14 protein-coding genes are annotated in these 16,001 nt (G+C 69.3%); 6 read left to right on the top strand and 8 right to left on the bottom strand.

Going from position 1 to position 16,001, the window contains the following annotated elements; translation table 11 throughout:
- The coding region (locus tag DIE02_RS31290) for a TerC family protein (RefSeq protein WP_375141178.1) at positions 1 to 318 on the bottom strand (318 nt) is incomplete at its 3' end.
- A 108-nt stretch (positions 319 to 426) separates the two neighbouring features.
- Here DIE02_RS31290 and DIE02_RS31285 point away from each other — a divergent pair.
- Both DIE02_RS31285 and DIE02_RS31280 read left to right on the top strand, forming a co-directional pair.
- Complete coding sequence (locus DIE02_RS31285) at positions 427 to 1,320, top strand: LysR family transcriptional regulator (protein WP_124523910.1); 894 nt, start codon at positions 427 to 429, stop codon at positions 1,318 to 1,320.
- A 138-nt stretch (positions 1,321 to 1,458) separates the two neighbouring features.
- Positions 1,459 to 2,655, top strand: a complete 1,197-nt coding sequence (locus DIE02_RS31280; protein WP_124530180.1) for a DUF2242 domain-containing protein — start codon at positions 1,459 to 1,461, stop codon at positions 2,653 to 2,655.
- 281 nt (positions 2,656 to 2,936) lie between these two features.
- Here DIE02_RS31280 and DIE02_RS31275 read toward each other — a convergent pair whose 3' ends face one another.
- Positions 2,937 to 3,857 (bottom strand): pyridoxal-phosphate dependent enzyme, encoded by a 921-nt coding sequence (locus DIE02_RS31275; protein ID WP_124523918.1) that lies wholly within the window; start codon positions 3,855 to 3,857, stop codon positions 2,937 to 2,939.
- A 177-nt stretch (positions 3,858 to 4,034) separates the two neighbouring features.
- Here DIE02_RS31275 and DIE02_RS31270 point away from each other — a divergent pair, with 177 nt between their 5' ends.
- The gene (locus DIE02_RS31270) at positions 4,035 to 4,946 is read left to right on the top strand and encodes a LysR family transcriptional regulator (RefSeq protein WP_124530179.1); all 912 of its coding nucleotides are present in this window, start codon (positions 4,035 to 4,037) and stop codon (positions 4,944 to 4,946) included.
- An 802-nt stretch (positions 4,947 to 5,748) separates the two neighbouring features.
- Positions 5,749 to 6,954, top strand: coding sequence for an MFS transporter (locus tag DIE02_RS31265; RefSeq protein ID WP_124523904.1), 1,206 nt, complete (start codon positions 5,749 to 5,751; stop codon positions 6,952 to 6,954).
- A 208-nt stretch (positions 6,955 to 7,162) separates the two neighbouring features.
- Here DIE02_RS31265 and DIE02_RS31255 read toward each other — a convergent pair whose 3' ends face one another.
- Genes DIE02_RS31255 through DIE02_RS31245 form a run of 3 tightly spaced genes read right to left on the bottom strand, consistent with a single transcriptional unit; the run spans position 7,163 to position 10,817 of the window.
- Positions 7,163 to 8,185, bottom strand: coding sequence for a histone deacetylase family protein (locus DIE02_RS31255; protein WP_124487552.1), 1,023 nt, complete (start codon positions 8,183 to 8,185; stop codon positions 7,163 to 7,165).
- A gap of 25 nt (positions 8,186 to 8,210) precedes the next feature.
- Positions 8,211 to 9,476: a Zn-dependent hydrolase gene (locus DIE02_RS31250; RefSeq protein ID WP_124523899.1), complete on the bottom strand. Its 1,266-nt coding sequence runs from the start codon at positions 9,474 to 9,476 to the stop codon at positions 8,211 to 8,213.
- A 30-nt stretch (positions 9,477 to 9,506) separates the two neighbouring features.
- Entirely contained in the window at positions 9,507 to 10,817 is a 1,311-nt protein-coding gene (locus tag DIE02_RS31245) for an MFS transporter (RefSeq protein WP_044844932.1), read from the bottom strand.
- Positions 10,818 to 10,983: 166 nt separating this feature from the next.
- Between DIE02_RS31245 and DIE02_RS31240 the strand changes: the two genes are divergently transcribed.
- Positions 10,984 to 11,940, top strand: coding sequence for a LysR family transcriptional regulator (locus tag DIE02_RS31240; protein WP_124487628.1), 957 nt, complete (start codon positions 10,984 to 10,986; stop codon positions 11,938 to 11,940).
- Between the two features lie 83 nt (positions 11,941 to 12,023).
- Here the strand turns inward: DIE02_RS31240 and DIE02_RS31235 are convergent, their stop codons facing one another.
- From DIE02_RS31235 to DIE02_RS31220, 3 genes are all read right to left on the bottom strand, one after another.
- On the bottom strand, positions 12,024 to 13,094 hold the full coding sequence (locus DIE02_RS31235; RefSeq protein WP_124487550.1) for a porin: 1,071 nt from the start codon (positions 13,092 to 13,094) through the stop codon (positions 12,024 to 12,026).
- A 165-nt stretch (positions 13,095 to 13,259) separates the two neighbouring features.
- The gene (locus tag DIE02_RS31230) at positions 13,260 to 14,690 is read right to left on the bottom strand and encodes a cytosine permease (RefSeq protein ID WP_124487549.1); all 1,431 of its coding nucleotides are present in this window, start codon (positions 14,688 to 14,690) and stop codon (positions 13,260 to 13,262) included.
- 314 nt (positions 14,691 to 15,004) lie between these two features.
- Positions 15,005 to 15,682 carry an SOS response-associated peptidase family protein gene (locus DIE02_RS31220; RefSeq protein ID WP_124523916.1) on the bottom strand — a complete coding sequence of 226 codons (678 nt, stop codon included), beginning with the start codon at positions 15,680 to 15,682 and terminating at the stop codon, positions 15,005 to 15,007.
- Between the two features lie 54 nt (positions 15,683 to 15,736).
- Between DIE02_RS31220 and DIE02_RS31215 the strand changes: the two genes are divergently transcribed.
- A complete protein-coding gene (locus tag DIE02_RS31215; RefSeq protein ID WP_124523896.1) occupies positions 15,737 to 15,964 on the top strand; it encodes a hypothetical protein in 228 nt (75 codons plus the stop codon).
- Positions 15,965 to 16,001: the final 37 nt, after the last annotated feature.

Here is a 16,001-nt window from a genome sequence, read left to right as displayed (position 1 = left end):
GGTCGCCTTCCATACGAGGAACAGGCCGCCCGACAGCAGGATCATGTCGCGCCACGAGAACGCGTGATCGAACAGCGTGAACACGGGTTCGGTCAGGCTCGCGATCCACGCGACGCTGCCGAGCAGCGCGAGGCGCATCACGAGCGCGAGCGCGATGCCGAGGCGCTGTGTGCGGGCGCGCTGCGCTTCGGGCAGCTTGTTGCTGAGGATCGAGATGAAGATCAGGTTGTCGATGCCGAGCACGACTTCCATCACGACGAGCGTCAGGAGCGCGGCCCAGACGGCGGGGTCGGCGGCAAGCGTCAGCAGGTAGTCCATGAAAAGGGCCGATTCGAAGGTGGAAAGCCCGATGATAGGTGGCGCACGACTTCGTAAAAATCAGAGAGAATCTGATCTTTGGTTCGGTTTTTACGAAATAACGATCCGATGCTGAATTTCCGCCATCTGTACTATTTCTGGGTCGTCGTGAAGGAAGGCGGCTTCGCGCGGGCCGCCGAGCGGCTCGACATGGCCGTGCAGACGATCAGCGCGCAGGTCCGCGAACTGGAAAAGTCGCTCGGCCACCAGTTGCTGCGCCCGGCCGGGCGCGGTGTCGCGATGACCGACGCCGGCCAGGCCGCGTATGCGCGTGCGGAGGTCATCTTCGAGATGGGCCGGCTGATTCCCGACGAAGTGCGCGCGGCGGCCAGCCAGCCGACCGTGCGGCTCGCGGTCGGCCTCGCGGACGGGATCTCGAAGCTCGCCGCGCATGCGCTCCTCGCGCCGGTGCTCGACACGCCCACGCTGCGGCTGCTGTGCCACGAGGGCGAGCACGACGCGCTGCTGGCGGAACTGGCGCTGCATCACCTCGACCTCGTGCTGGCGGGCCAGGGTGCACCGTCGGGGTCGAACCTGCGCGTGACGAGCGAGCGGCTCGCCGCGTCGCCGGTCGACTGGTACGGGCCCGCGGCGCTCGTCACGCCGGCCGCGCGGCAGCGCTTTCCGGCGTGCCTCGCCGAGCTGCCGGTGCTGCTGCCGACCGCCCACTCGGCGCTGCGCGCGCGCCTCGACCAGTGGCTGGAGCGGGAACGGATCGTGCCCAGCATCGCTGGCGAATTCGAGGACAGCGCGCTGATGGCCGTGTTCGCGGCGCGCGGCCTCGGCGTGTTTCCGCTCAGCGAACTCGGCGCGAACGACGCATCGCTGCTGCGCGGGCTGCGCCGGCTCGGCCGCGCGGGCGACGTGACCGAGGAGATCCATGCGATCCGCTCGCGGCGCGGCGAACACCACCCGCTGGCGTCGCGCTTGCTCGCCGCCGCGCGGCCGGCGCCGGCCGGCTGAAGCGAGCGCGACATCAAACGAAACTATAATGACGCCCCGGCCATACGAGATTGCCACGCGCATCGCACCGGCCCCGCCGCCGCGTGCGTTGCGCCCGCAGCCCCGCGCGGCATCTCGCCGAGCCTATTGAAAGACGCCATGCACAACCGATTTCGCCTGTTTTCCGTTTCGTGCGCGCTCGCGGCCGCGACCGTGCTGGCGGCGTGCTCGTCGCCACCCAAGCCGATCTACCAGCAGGAGCAGTTCGACGCGACGAGCAGCCCGTATGCGCACACGTTCCACTCGAAATCCGACGCTTCCTGCGAGGCCGCGCGGCGCGCGCTGCTGAGCCAGGGTTATGTCGTGTCGTCGTCGCGCAACGACGCGGTCGACGGCAGCAAGAATTTCCAGCCGAGCAACGACATGCACGTCGTGATCGAGTTTCACGTCGTGTGCGCGGACGCGACTGCCGACGGCTCGTCGAGCATCGCGTACGTGAACGCGGTGCAGGACCGCTACACGCTGAAGAAGTCGAATACGTCGGCGAGCGTCGGGCTCAGCGTGTTCGGTTCGCTGTCGCTGCCGATCGGGTCGAGCGACGACGCGCTCGTGAAGACCGCGAGCGAGACGATTCCCGCCGGCGTGTTCTACGAGCGCTTCTTCAATCTCGTCGAGCATTTCCTGAAGATCGATCCGGCCCGCCGCGATCGCGCGACCGTGAAGGCGGCCGAGAAGGAGCCCGTGACGCCGCTGCCCGAGCCCGCGCCGACGCCGCAGGGCGAGCCGATGAAGATGACGACGCCGGTCGTGCCGACGCCGCCGGCGGCGCCGGTGCCGCTGTCCGTGCCGAGCGTCGCGCCGACGTCGGGCACGTCGGTCGTGCCGGCCGTGCCTGCTGCGGCATCGTCCGTGGTCGCGCCGGGGACGATGCGGGCCGTCGGGTCGGGGTTGGGAACCGGCGTGGGTTCGGCGGCTGCGGCGGGTGCCGCGCCGGGTTCGGGTTCGGGTTCGGGTTCGGCACAAGCTTCGGCCTCGGCGCGGGCTTCGGCGCCTGCTTCGGCTGCGGTACCTGCTAAGACCTCGGCGCCCACCTCGGCTTCGACGCCCGCGTCAGCCTCCGCACCCGCTTCAGCTTCGACGCCCACTTCCGCTTCGGCGCCTACGTCCGCTTCGACGCCGGCCACGTCGACGTCTGCCGCTACCACGGCGGCATCGTCCGTGCCTGCGCCGGCGGCGTCCGCGCCGACGCCCTCGAACGCCGCTCCGGCGCCGGCAGGCAAGACGTCCGCACCCGCTGCTGCCGACCCCGTCGCGTCGTCCGCGCCGACCGGCGCCAGCGCGCCGTCCGCGAACTGACCGCGCGCGCCCTCGCCGCGCCGCGCGCCGTGCGCGCGGTGCGCCGGCCGATCCCCGCCCCGTCACCCTCAGACGAGAAGATCTTGCCCCCGGCCACTGGCTGCGCGCGCCCGGCGTGACTTAACCCGCGAGCGGAAACAGCCCGTCGCGACAGACGACACGCCCCCGATTCCGCGGATGCCCGCGACCGGTCCCGCCCCGCCGTCACTTCGCCGTCACTTCACCGTGACATCTTCGTCCGCATCACGATCCGGCTGCGCTGCGTCACATGCCCGAGCGCGTTACCGCAGCGTCGCGTTCAGCGTCCGCATCTGCTCGGCCGTCGCCGTCACGCCGCCGCACACGATCACCGCGATCTCCGACGCCGAAGCAAGCACCGGCACCGGTTCTTCGAGCGCGGCCAGCGCAGCACCGCACGCCGGCTCGACGACGATCCGGTGCTCGTCCAGGAACCGCAGCGACGCAGCCACCGCCTGCGCGTCCGACACGACGACCGGATGGATCGCGTGCCGCTTCGCCCATGCGAGCGCCGCGTCGCACGGCCGCTTCGCGCCGAGCGACGTCGCGATGCTCGTGATCGCCGGCAATTCGACCGGATGCCCGTGCGCGACCGAGCGCGCGTAGCTGTCGGCGCCTTCCGTCCCGACCGCGACGACCGGCACGTCGTGCCAGCCGTTGCGCGCGAGCCCCTCGAGCACGCCGCACAGCAGCCCGCCGCCGCCGACCGCGAGCACGACCGCGTCGGGCTTCGGGCCGGCCGCCGCCATCTCGTCGATCATCGTCGCGTGCCCCTGCCACAGCACGGGATCGTCGAACGGATGCACGAACGCGTCCTGCGTACCGACGGTCGACAGCGCGAACGCATTCGCCTCGGCCCAGCTCGCACCGTGCACGACCACCTCCGCCCCCTCGACGCGGATCAGCTCCCGCGCGCGGGCCGACGCGGTTTCCGGCACGACGACGAGCACCGGCACGCCGAGCTCGCGGCCGCAATACGCGACCGCGATGCCCGCATTGCCGCCCGACGACGACACGAACCGGCGCGCGCCGGCCGCATGCCGTGTTTCGCACGCCGCGCCGATGCCGCGCAATTTGAACGAGCCGGACGGCTGCAGCGCGTCGAGCTTCAGCCGGATGTTCTTGCCGAGACGGCGCGACGCGATTTGCGAGCGGATATAGGGGGTCTGGATATGAAGCGGCATGATGCGGGACACGGTCGGGAATCGGGGCAAGGAGAACGCACGGGCCGGTGAACCGGCCCGCCAACGACGACCATCGTACGGCACGCTCGCCATGCTTTCCAATACCATTGGATGGCACTTGCCATGCTTGACAGGCATACCCATAGAATCGAGGCCGAACACCGGAGCCGACACCGCATGCGCCAGATCGAACTGCGTCACCTGCGTTACTTCGTGGCCGTCGCGCAAGCCGGCAGCGTGATGGCCGGCGCCCGCGCGGCCGGCATCGTCCAGCCTGCGCTGTCGCGGCAGATCCGCGAACTCGAGGATGCGATCGGCACGCCGCTGCTGATCCGCCGCGCGACGGGCGTCACGCTCACGGCGGCCGGCGCGAGTTTCCTGCAGGATGCGACGGGCCTGCTCGCGACATTGCGGGACAGCCGCGAACGCGCGTTGCGCAGCGCGGCCGGCCAGCTCGGCGAACTGCGCCTCGGCGCGCTGCCGAACTGCCTGCCGCTGCCGGTCGTCGCGAACGTGCTGAGGGCGTTTCGCGACACGTGTCCGGACGTGAAGCTGTCGATCGCGCCGATGCTGTCGGCCGAACAGGCGGCGGCGCTGATGCGCGGCCAGCTCGACGGCGGCATCATGGCGTGGCGCCGCGACGAGGCGCCGCATCTGTCGGGCGTGCGGCTGCTGAGCGATCGCTTCGTGCTCGCGATGCCTGCGCCGCCCGGCGGCCGCTTCCACGCGCCGCGCACGCTCGCCGACGTCGCGCACGAGCCGTTCGTCTGGTTCGACGCGCAGCGCTCCGCCGCGCACCACCGCTTCCTGATGGCTCAGTGCGACCGGGCCGGTTTCACGCCGCGCATCGCGCAGGTCGGCAGCGACATCCCGACGCTGATCGGTCTCGTCGCAGCCGGCATGGGCTGCGCATTCGTGCCGGAAAGCGCGTCGCCGACGTGCCCGCGCACGGTCCGGCTCGTCGCACTCGACGAACTCGCGAGCCGCTTCGACATCGAGTTCGTGTTCGACGGTGCGGCGGCGCCGGCCTCGCCCGTCGTCGCGCGGTTTCTCGAGGCGGTGCGCGACGCGGCCGGACAGGCGGACTGACCGACCGGCCTGGCATGCGCGACCCGCGCGACGCCGGCGGATTCCGCCTCGTCGCGCGGCAGCGGATTCGGCCGTCTGCGCGCAGTCGCTTCGGACGACGGCCGGCATTGCCGTCATCGTGCCCCCGGAACGTCCGTCCGAGTGCACGACCAATCTTTCGAATGGGTGACGATCGACGCCATCACGCCGGAATTTTCAAATTGACGCCAAAAAAGGCCGTTTAACGTCACTTCGAAACGTTATGCACCGAAATATACTGCGCCCGCATCCGCCCTCGTGCCAAAGAGAGGATGCCTTTCCGCCCCGGCCACGGTCCCCCTGTGACCGGGGATTTTTTTGGCGGCAAGCCGCGCCGGCAAAGGGTGGGTTGGCGGGAAGGATGACGCGCTCGCGCCGGGCCTCGCCGGCTGTGCGGCCCGTCGCCCGACCGGCCTGACGACGCCGCGCGCCGGCCCGCCCCGCACGCCCCCGCCTGCCGCCCGCATCACGTCGAACACCCGCCGCGCATCGAGCGCGGCGCGCAAGCGGATCGCGCACCCACCCGGACGCCGCGTTCCGTCCGACGACGAAAACCTTGCTCCGGATACGGTTCGATCGTCCGCACGGCCGGCGGCCGGCCGTCGCATCGCGGGAAGCCCCGCCCGGCGGCCGTACGCGCGTGCCGTCCCAATCGCGCATTGTTGACATGAAATCAAGATAATTTCGCCCGAGCACGGCTTTTTCCGCAAAAGTAACGCAGGCACACTTCACCCTGTCCACAACGGCCCGGTGCCGTTGCCCCATGCTTACCGGAGCGCATCGCGTGAACACCACGACTTCTTCCCCTTCCCGCCCGGGCGGCAGCGCCACGCTGCCGCTGCTGGCGCTCGCCGCCGGTGCGTTCGGCATCGGCACGACCGAGTTCTCGCCGATGGGCCTCTTGCCCGTGATCGCCGACGGCGTCCACGTGTCGATTCCGCAGGCCGGCATGCTGATCAGCGCGTATGCGATCGGCGTGATGGTCGGCGCGCCGCTGATGACGCTGCTGCTCGCGCGCTGGTCGCGCCGCTCGGCGCTGATCGCGCTGATGTCGATCTTCACGATCGGCAACCTGCTGTCGGCCGTCGCGCCCGACTACACGACGCTGCTGCTCGCACGACTCGTCACGAGCCTGAACCACGGCGCGTTCTTCGGGCTCGGCTCGGTGGTCGCGGCCAGCCTCGTGCCGCGCGAAAAGCAGGCCAGCGCGGTCGCGACGATGTTCATGGGCCTCACGATCGCGAACGTCGGCGGCGTGCCGGCCGCGACCTGGCTCGGCCAGATGATCGGCTGGCGCATGTCGTTCGCGGCGACCGCCGTGCTCGGCCTGATCGCGATCGCCGGCCTGTTCGCCGCGCTGCCGAAGGGCGCAGCCGGCAGGATGCCGAACCTGCGTGCCGAACTGTCGGTGCTGACGCGCCCGGTCGTGCTCGGCGCGCTCGGGACCACGGTGCTCGGCGCCGGCGCGATGTTCACGCTGTACACGTATGTCGCCCCGACGCTCGAACACCTGAGCGGCGCGACGCCCGGCTTCGTCACCGCGATGCTCGTGCTGATCGGCGTCGGCTTCTCGATCGGCAACATCGCCGGCGGCCGCCTCGCCGACCGCTCGCTCGACGGCACGCTGATCGGCTTCCTGGTGCTGCTGATCGTGACGATGGCCGCGTTCCCGCTGCTCGCGCGCACCCATGCCGGCGCCGCGGTCACGCTGCTGGTCTGGGGTGTCGCGACGTTCGCGGTGGTCCCGCCGCTGCAGATGCGCGTGATGCGTGCCGCACACGAAGCCCCGGGCCTCGCGTCGGCCGTCAACATCGGCGCGTTCAACCTCGGCAACGCAGTCGGTGCGGCAGCGGGCGGCGCAGCGATCTCGGCCGGCTTCGGCTACGCGGCGGTGCCGCTCGTCGGCGGGCTGATCGCGGCGGCGGGGCTCGCGCTCGTCGCGCTGCAGATGATCCAGCGCCGCCGCGCGCCGGTCGCCGCGAATTCGTGAGCGCCCGGTGACCCGCGTGGTGCCGATACGCGGCACCGCGATTGAGAAATGCCCGCGCCGGGATTCCGGTGCGGGCATTTTCGTTGACGGCCCGCACATCGCGCATCGCGGGCCGCCGCTTCGACGTATCGACGTATCGACGTATCGACGTATCGACGTATCGACGTATCGACGTATCGACGTATCGACGTCTCAGCGCCTCAGCGCCTCAGCGCGCGCCGGCGAACCCGCCGAAGAACGCGCGCGCATTCGTGTCGAGGCTCTCGAGGTGATAGCCGCCCTCCTGCACGATCACCGTCGGCAAGCCGAGCGCACCGATCGCGCCGCCGAGCCGGCCGAACCCGTCGGTCGTGACGGCCACCTGCGATTGCGGGTCGTCCTTGTAGATGTCGAAGCCGAGCGCGAGCACGAGCGCGTCGGGCTGGAACCGCGCGAGCGCCCGCAGCGCGTCGTCGAGCCGCTCGAAGAACGCCGACTCGGGCGCGCCATGCTGCATCGGCAGGTTCAGGTTGTAGCCGTCGCCGGCGCCCGCGCCCGTCTCGTCCTCGTAACCGGCGACGACCGGATAGAAATTGGTCGGGTCGCCGTGAATCGATACGTACAGCACGTCGTCGCGGCCGTAGAAGATCTCCTGCACGCCCTGCCCGTGATGCATGTCGGTGTCGAGGATCGCAACCCTGCGATGGCGGCCGAGCAGCGCCTGCGCGGCGATCGCCGCATTGTTCAGGTAGCAGAAGCCGCCGGCCGCATCGCGGCGCGCGTGATGGCCGGGCGGCCGGCACAGTGCGTACGCATCGCGCGCGCCGTCGTTCACGTCCGACGCGGCCGCGAGCGCGCTCTGCGCGGACCAGTACGCGGCGCGCCACGTGTTCGCGCCGACCGGGCAACTGCCGTCGGCGAGATAGCGCGCGGCCTTCGCGAGCACGCCGCGCAGCGGGTTCGGGTCGCGCACGAACACGTTCGACATCACTTCGTCGCCCCAGTCGTCGGGCATCCGCTTCCAGTCGCGATGCGCTTCCTCGAGAAAACGCAGGTAGTTCATGTCGTGCACGGCCGCGATCGGCGCGGTGCCGCGGTCGGCCGGCTCGCGCACGTCGAAGTCGAGCGCATGCACCGCCGCGACCAGCCGCGCCGCGCGCTCGGGCACCTCCTGCGGCTCGCGCATCCTGCCGCGCGACAGGTAGGTGCGCGGATGGTGCAGCAACTGTTCGGGGTGGAAATAGGTTTTCATCGTGGGTCCTCGTCGATTCGCCGTGTCATGCGTCGTGCGCGGCCGCGGCCACGCGCGTCGCGACGCCTGCGCGCGCGAGCACCGCGTGGAGCAGCACGTTCGTGCCGCGCGTCACGTCGTCGGGCAACGCGTCTTCGGCCTCGTTGTGCGACAGCCCGTCGACGCACGGGATGAACACCATCGCGGTCGGCACGCGGCGCGCGAGCAGGATCGCGTCGTGACCGGCGCCGCTGACGATCCGCTCGCTCGTGTAGCCGAATGCGTCCGCCGCCTGCGCGACCAGTTCGACGCAGGCGCGGTCGAACGGCGTCGCCGGGCTGCGCCAGCAGCTCTCGATCGACACCTGAACGCCGCGCGCGGCGGCCACGCGCGCGCCGGCATCGCGCAGCTCGCGCTCCATCGCATCGACCTGCGCATCGTCGTGATGGCGCAGGTCGACCGTGAACGTCACGTCGCCTGCGATCGTGTTGCGCGACGCGTTGCGGATGCCGACCTGGCCGATCGTCGCGAGCCCGCGCGGCGCGTAGCCCGCGACGATCCGTTCCAGTTCGAGCGCGATCTGCGCGCTCGCGAAATACGCGTCCTTGCGATACGGCATCGGCGTCGTGCCCGCATGCGCGGCCACGCCGGTCACGCTCACGTCGAGCCAGCGGATCGCCTGCCCGCCCGTGACGACGCCGATCGTCGTGCCGTTCGCCTCGAGCACCGGGCCCTGTTCGATATGCGCTTCGAAATACGCGTCGAGCGCGCCGCCCGGCGCGCGCGTGCCGCGGTAACCGCATGCGTCCAGCGCGGCGCCGAGCGTGACACCGTCGGCATCCTGCTTCGCGAGCGCGTCGTCGAGCGGCAGCGCGCCCGTGAACACCGCCGAGCCGAGCATCGCCGGTGCGAAACGCGCGCCTTCCTCGTTGGTCCACGACACGATCTCGAGCGGCTTGTCGGTCGCGATGCCCGCATCGTTCAGCGTGCGCACGAGCTCCAGCGCGGCGAGCACGCCGTACACGCCGTCGAAGCGCCCGCCTTCGGGCTGCGTGTCGAGATGACTGCCGATCAGCACCGGCGCGGCCTGCGCATCGGTGCCGGCGCGCCGCGCGAACAGGTTGCCGACCGCATCGACGCTCACCGTCATTCCCGCGTCGCGGCACCACTGCGCGAACAGGTCGCGCCCGCGCCGATCGTCGTCGGTCAGCGCAAGGCGCCGCACACCGCCGCGCGGCGTCGCGCCGATGCGCGCCATCTCGGCCAGGCTCCGCCACAGGCGGGCACCGTCGATTTCCAGCAGGTCTTTCATTTGCACTCCGATGAATTCGTTCGTTGAGTTTCAGCGCGAGCCGAGCGCTTCGGCGGCGGCCGGCCGGGCCGCTCGGCGCGCGTCGAGCGCAACGATGCAAAGCAGCGAGACGCCGGCGAGCCCCGTGTAGAACACCGCGAGCGGCCACCACTGGCCCGCGAAGCGATGCGCGAGCCAGGTGCCGACGAGCGGCGTCAGGCCGCCCGCGATCGCGCCGCAGATCTGATAAGCGAGCGAGATCGCCGAATAGCGCACGTGCGCGGGAAACACGCCGCTCACGAAGCCGGCGATCACCGAATAGAAACCGGCCATGCAGACGACCGCGAGCGCGATGCCCGCGACGAGCGACGCGGACGTGCCGCCCTGCACGAGCATGAACATCGGGTACGGCGACAGCATCGCGAGCAGCGCGGCGATCTTCAGGAAACGCGCGCCGCCGATGCGCTCGGCGATCCACGCGGCGATCGGCTGCGCGATGAACTGGATGATCGCGACCGCGAACAGGCTGTCGAGGATCAGCGAGCGCGACACGCCGACGTACTGCGTCGTGTACGCGATCATGAACGTGTTGGTGAAATAGACGCCCGCGATCCCGATGGTGTTCGCGCCGATGCAGAGCAGCACGAGCCCCGATGCGGAGCGGAACACTTCGGCGACCGGCAGCTTCACGGTACGGTTCGTCTCCTTCACGCGCGCGAACTCCGGCGACTCGTTCACGCCGAGCCGGATCAGGATGCCGACGACGAGCAGCACCGAGCTCGCGAGGAACGGCAGGCGCCAGCCCCAGGCGAGAAAGTCGGCCTTGTCCATCGACGTGACCGCGCGGAACGCGACCAGCGACAGGATCAGCCCGGCCGGGCTGCCGAGCTGCGCGAACGACGCGAAGAAGGTGCGGCGGCCCTGCGGCGCGTGTTCGCCCGCCATCAGCACCGCGCCGCCCCACTCGCCGCCGACCGCGATCCCCTGCACGACGCGCAGCGCGACCAGCAGCACCGGCGCGAGCATGCCGACCTTCGAATAGTCGGGCAGCAGCCCGACGCAGACGGTCGCGACGCCCATCATCATCAGCGTCGTCATCAGCGCCTTCTTGCGGCCGATGCGATCGCCGAGGTGGCCGAACACGATGCCGCCGAGCGGGCGCGCGAAGAAGCCGACGGCGAACGTCGCGAACGACGCCATCGTGCTGACGAAGCGGTCATGCGACGGGAAATAGAGTTCGCCGAACACGAGCGCGGCGGCGGTCGCGTAGATGTAGAAGTCATACCACTCGATCATCGTGCCGATGAACGCGGCCGTCGCGGCACGCGCCGGCTGGCGGGCGGAAGGAAGGGACTGGGTCATGCGGGCTCCTGGCGCGCGCCGCGGCACGCGCGATATCGTGATGGCCGGCCGTCTGTCGCGGCCTCGCGCCGCACGGTGCGGCGCCCCTCCTTTATCGGCGACCGCACATCATTAGTCAAATTTCAAGTTATTATTTCGCGTATAAATTCAGCTAATGACTGACCCGATGCGCGCCGACCTCGCCCCCTTCCTCAACGACCGCCTCGACTGGAACCTGCTGCGCACGTATCTGGTGATCATGCAGGAGCGCAGCGTGAGCCGCGCGGCCGCGCGCCTGCACGTGACGCAGCCGGCCGTGAGCCAGGCGCTGCGGCGGCTCGAGGAGGCCCTCGAGCGCAAGCTGATCGAGCGGCGCGGCGCGCACTTCGCGCCGACGCCGGCCGGCGAAGCCGTGTACCGGATCGCGAGCGACATCTACGGCGGCGTGTCGCGGCTCGAAACGGAGCTCGACGACAGCACGGCCGACCTCACCGGCTCGATCCGGCTGCTGACGGTGAGCCGCATCGAGTCGCCCGTCTACGACGAATTCCTCGCCGACTTCCATCGCGCGTATCCGCGCATCGACCTGCAGATCGAGGTGATGCGCTCGTCGGACATCCTGTCGTCGCTGCTGCAGAAGACGGCCACCGCCGGGCTCGGCCTGTGCCGCACGCCGCACGACAAGCTGGAGATGCGCTGCTTCCTGCGGCAGCGCTATGCGATCTACTGCGGCCGCCATCACCGGCTGTTCGGGCAGACGCAGTTGCGGATGGACGACCTGCTCGCGGAAAACTTCGTGTCGTTTACGAGCGACCAGATCGGCGACAGCCTGTCGCCGCTCACCGTGTTCCGCGACCAAAAGGGTTTCACCGGGCGCATCGTCGCGTCGTCGCCGAGCCTCGAGGAAGTGCGGCGGCTGATCTTCGCCGGTTACGGGATCGGTTGCCTGCCGGAGCACATCGTGCGCGACGACATCGCGCAGCAACGCCTGTGGCGCCTGCCGCCGGACGATGGGCTCGTCGACGTCGACGTGTTCCTGCTGTGGCATCGCGACCGCAAGATGAACGCGGCAGAGCAGGCGTTCCTCGACGCGATGGAGCGCTGCATGCAGCGTCATTCGCTCGCGGAACGGCTGGGGATGTGAGCGCGCGGATGTTGGAGCGCGAATGCGTGCACCCGTAACGGGAAACAGGCGCCGACCCGCGCGGCCCGGCGCCCGATGTACCGTCAGAAGCGATGCACGATGCCGAGCTGCACGCCGCGCGCATTCGCGCCCGGATACGCGAGCGGCAGGCCCGGGTTCGCCGCGCCGGCGAGCGTGTAGCCGGCCTGGTTGCGGTTGCGCAGGTACGACAGCGCGCCGTAGAAGCTCGTGCGCTTCGACAGGTCGTATTCGTACATCAGCCCGAACTGGTCCGCGTTGTCGCCCTGCGAAGTCTGGTCATGCAGGTACGCATAGCCGAGCGCGACGTAGTTCGCCGGATTGAGCTGGTACTTGACCGACAGCCCGTACACGCGCGAATCGATCCCGAGGTCGGCCCACTTCACCGCGGAGAAGCCGCCGTACACGGTCGCCTTGCCGATTGCGTACGACGCGCCGGCCATGATCGTGCGATCGGTCGTGGTCGCGGTCTTGTTCTTCAGCCACTGGCCTGCGACGAATGCCGCGAACGGCCCGTGCTCGTAGGTCAGGTCGAACTGCTGGCTCGAGCCTGCCGAGCGCACGCCGCCCGCGTCGCCGAATCCGAAATACAGGCCGGCCTGGAAACCGGCGATCTCGGGGCTCTGGTACGACAGCGTATTGCTGGTGCGGAACGCGAACACGGTCAGGTTGTCCATGCCGGACGCCTGCGTGACGCCGCCGAACGCGTCCTGCCCGCCCTGGTCGTTGAACAGCGGCGAATTCTGGCGGCCCGCGCGCACCTTGCCCCACTGCCCCGCGATGCCGACCCACGCCTGCCGGTTGAACATGCTGCCCGAGCTTGCCAGCGAACCGTCGTTCGCGTTGAAGCCGTTCTCGAGCGCGAACTCGATCTTCTGGCCGCCGCCGATGTCCTCGCCGCCCTTCAGCCCGAAGCGGCTGCCCCACTGGCCGCCCGAGCCGATCGCCGCCGTGTAGCCGTTGCCGGTATTCACGTACTGCGCGAATTCGTCGATCACGCCGTACAGCGTGACGCCGTCCTGCGCGAGCGCGGCGCCCGACCCACCCAGGCATGCGGCCGTAACGGCCATGCGAAGACCGGCATGCGCCGATCGCGCCCGGGAACGATTGTCTCGTGCGTTCATCTGCTTAGTCATACTATTCAATGAAAGGAGAATGGAACGATGCCGGGCACGGTGGTCTGCCATGCCGGCATCGCGGATAACGAAGGTGAGGTACAGCGCGGCAGCCGGTCGCGCCCGGTTCGGCGCGGCGGGCCGCTCAGGCCGGCTGCAGGCCGGCCCGGCGGACGACGCGATGCGTCAGTGATGAACCTCGCCGCGTTCGAGCGGCAGGATCAGGCGCTCGGGGATGCTGCGCCGCGACGCACGCGCGCCGACGTAGTACAGCACGGCCGGCACGATGAGGCCGAGGATCCACGAGATGTCTGTGCCGCCGAGCGCGTCGACGAGCGCACCGGTATAGATGTGCGTCGACATGAACGGCAGCTGCACCAGGATGCCGACCACGTAGATCGTGATCGCCATCGCGTTCCAGCGGCCATAGCGGCCGTCCGGATCGGACAGCGCGGGCACGTCGTAGCGCGAGCGCGTGAAGCAGTAGTAGTCGACCAGGTTGATCGCGCTCCACGGCGTGAAGAACGCGAGCAGGAACAGGATGAACGCGGTGAATTCCTTCAGGAACGAATGGCGGCCGGCGAGCGCGATCAGCGTCGACACGCAGATCATCCCGAAGATGTACACGAGACGGCTCTTCGACGACACCGCGCCCTTGCCGCGGAAGCCGCTGACGATCGTCGCCATCGACATGAAGCTGCCGTACGCGTTGAGCGCGGTCACCGTCACCTTGCCGAACGCGATGCTGAAGTACAGCAGCGCGGCCACGGCGCCCGTCGAGCCGAGGCCGACGATGTACGACACCTCGTGGTGCGCGAACTGGCTGCCGGCCAGCGCCGCCGCGAACACGCCGAACACCATCGCCGCCTGCGCGCCGATCACCGAGCCGAGGCCGACCGCGAGGAACGTGGCGACCGACGACGTCGAGCGCGGCAGGTAGCGCGAGTAGTCGGCGACGTACGGGCCGAACGCGATCTGCCACGACGCGGACAGCGACATCGACAGCAGGAAGCTCGCGAGCGAGAAGTGCCGGTTCGCGAGCAGTGCGCCGACGTCGTGGTTCGCGAACAGCTGCGTGAACATGTAGACGAACGCGACGATGCCGATCACGCTCGCGATCCGGCCGACGAAGTGGATCGCGCGATAGCCGAACACCGTCAGCACGACGATCACGGCCGCGAACAACAGGATGCCGGCCGCGTCGTCGACGTGCAGCAATTGCGCGACGGCCTGCCCGGCGAGCACCGAGCCGCTGGCGGAAAAACCGATGTACATCAGGCACACGAGCACGATCGGGATCATCGCGCCGTAGACGCCGAACTGCACGCGGCTCGAGATCATCTGCGGCAACCCGAGCTGCGGCCCCTGCGCGCCGTGCAGCGCCATCACCGCGCCGCCGACGAGCTGGCCGAGCAGCAGCGCGATCAGCGACCAGAACACGTCGCCGCCGAGCACGACCGCCAGCGCGCCCGTGACGATGGCCGTGATCTGCATGTTCGCGGACAGCCACAGCGTGAACTGGCTCAGCAGTCCGCCGTGGCGTTCGGCGTCGGGAATGAAATCGATCGAGCGTACCTCGATCAGACCGCCGGCTTTTCCACTGGGATTCGTTGACACGGGTAAATCTCCAAGATACTGAGGATCACAAATGGTTGGGACGAGACGGAAAACGTGCCGAGCCGCCCTTTCGGCTCGCCGGGTGCGGGGCGCCGTGGATCGCCGGCATGCGCCACGCACGCACGGTCAGCACGCTGGCGCGCAACGGGCACGACGTGTGCCGACATTGCCAGCGGATGATCTTGTATATACAACTTGGCTGATATCGGTGATTACCCGGAATCCGGGAATTTTAGAAATCGTCTGAGAGAACGGGATACGTCCGACCTGCGCAGCAATCGGTTGCGTATGGAAAGTGTATGCAAAATGAAAGCTCAGGCGCCGGCGGGCGACACCTGATCGGGTGCGGCGACCATGTCGGTCGCAGGAAGGAGTGTCAGCATGCGCCGCACGGCCTCGACGTCGCGCGCATGCAGCCATTCGTCGTAGTCGTCGCGACGCAGGATCACGACGCCCCGCTTCTCGTCGCCGGGCCGGTGCATGCGCGCGAACACCGGATGATCGTCGGCGTTGATCGTGAGCATCGTCATGCCGATCCGCTCGCGGCCGTCGGCCGCTTCGTAGCGCCGCCAGAGGCCGGCGACGCAGCACGGTTGCCAGCCGTCGACGCCGATCCGGTGCCACACGTTGCGGCCCGTCTCGTAGCACGGCTCGAAGATCCAGCGCGCCGGAATCAGGCAGCGCTGGCCATTGCGCCAGGCGTTGCCGTAGAGTCGCGACTCACCGACCGTCTCCGCGCGCGCATTCACCGTATCGAGTTTCTTTCGTTTGCGGCCGTGCTCGTCGAGACGCTCGGGCTGCATGAACTTCGGCCAGAAGCCGAACACCGCGCTGACGACCGCGAGACCGTCGCCGTCGGCACGCGCGATGGGCGCTGCGTAATCGGGATATACGTCGGGTTCCCACGGATCGCGGCGGAACAGGTCGCCGATGCCGATCCTCAGCTCGCTGATGCCCGGGTCTTCATCGGGGGCGCGGTAGTGGGTGCACATGGTTGGGCAGACGATGGACGCGATGTCTTCATCGTAGGTCAGCATGCACGCCGCATGTCCGCTATTGCCTGGTATGACGAAACAGTCTTGCAACGGGTCGGCCCGCTTGACGGCGTCGTGCGCGAACCGCCGGTGCTGGCCGTCCGTTCGTTCAGCCGTGCCGCCGGCAGCTTGGCGTCGCCGGTTCCGGTTCAGGCCAAGCGTTCCGAACCGATCACATGCGCGCCCGGGCGCGCGTCGAGCGCGGCGTCGGCCTTGACCGATCGTCGGCAATCCGGATAGTCGAAGCGCGAACCGTCATGTCGAATCCGGCGCGGGA

Origin of the sequence: Burkholderia sp. Bp8991, from assembly GCF_003853795.1 — a bacterium.
In the GTDB taxonomy this organism is placed as follows: Bacteria; Pseudomonadota; Gammaproteobacteria; order Burkholderiales; family Burkholderiaceae; genus Burkholderia.
The sequence above is the reverse complement of the archived record's forward strand: the minus strand, read 5'-3'. Positions and strand labels throughout refer to the sequence as shown.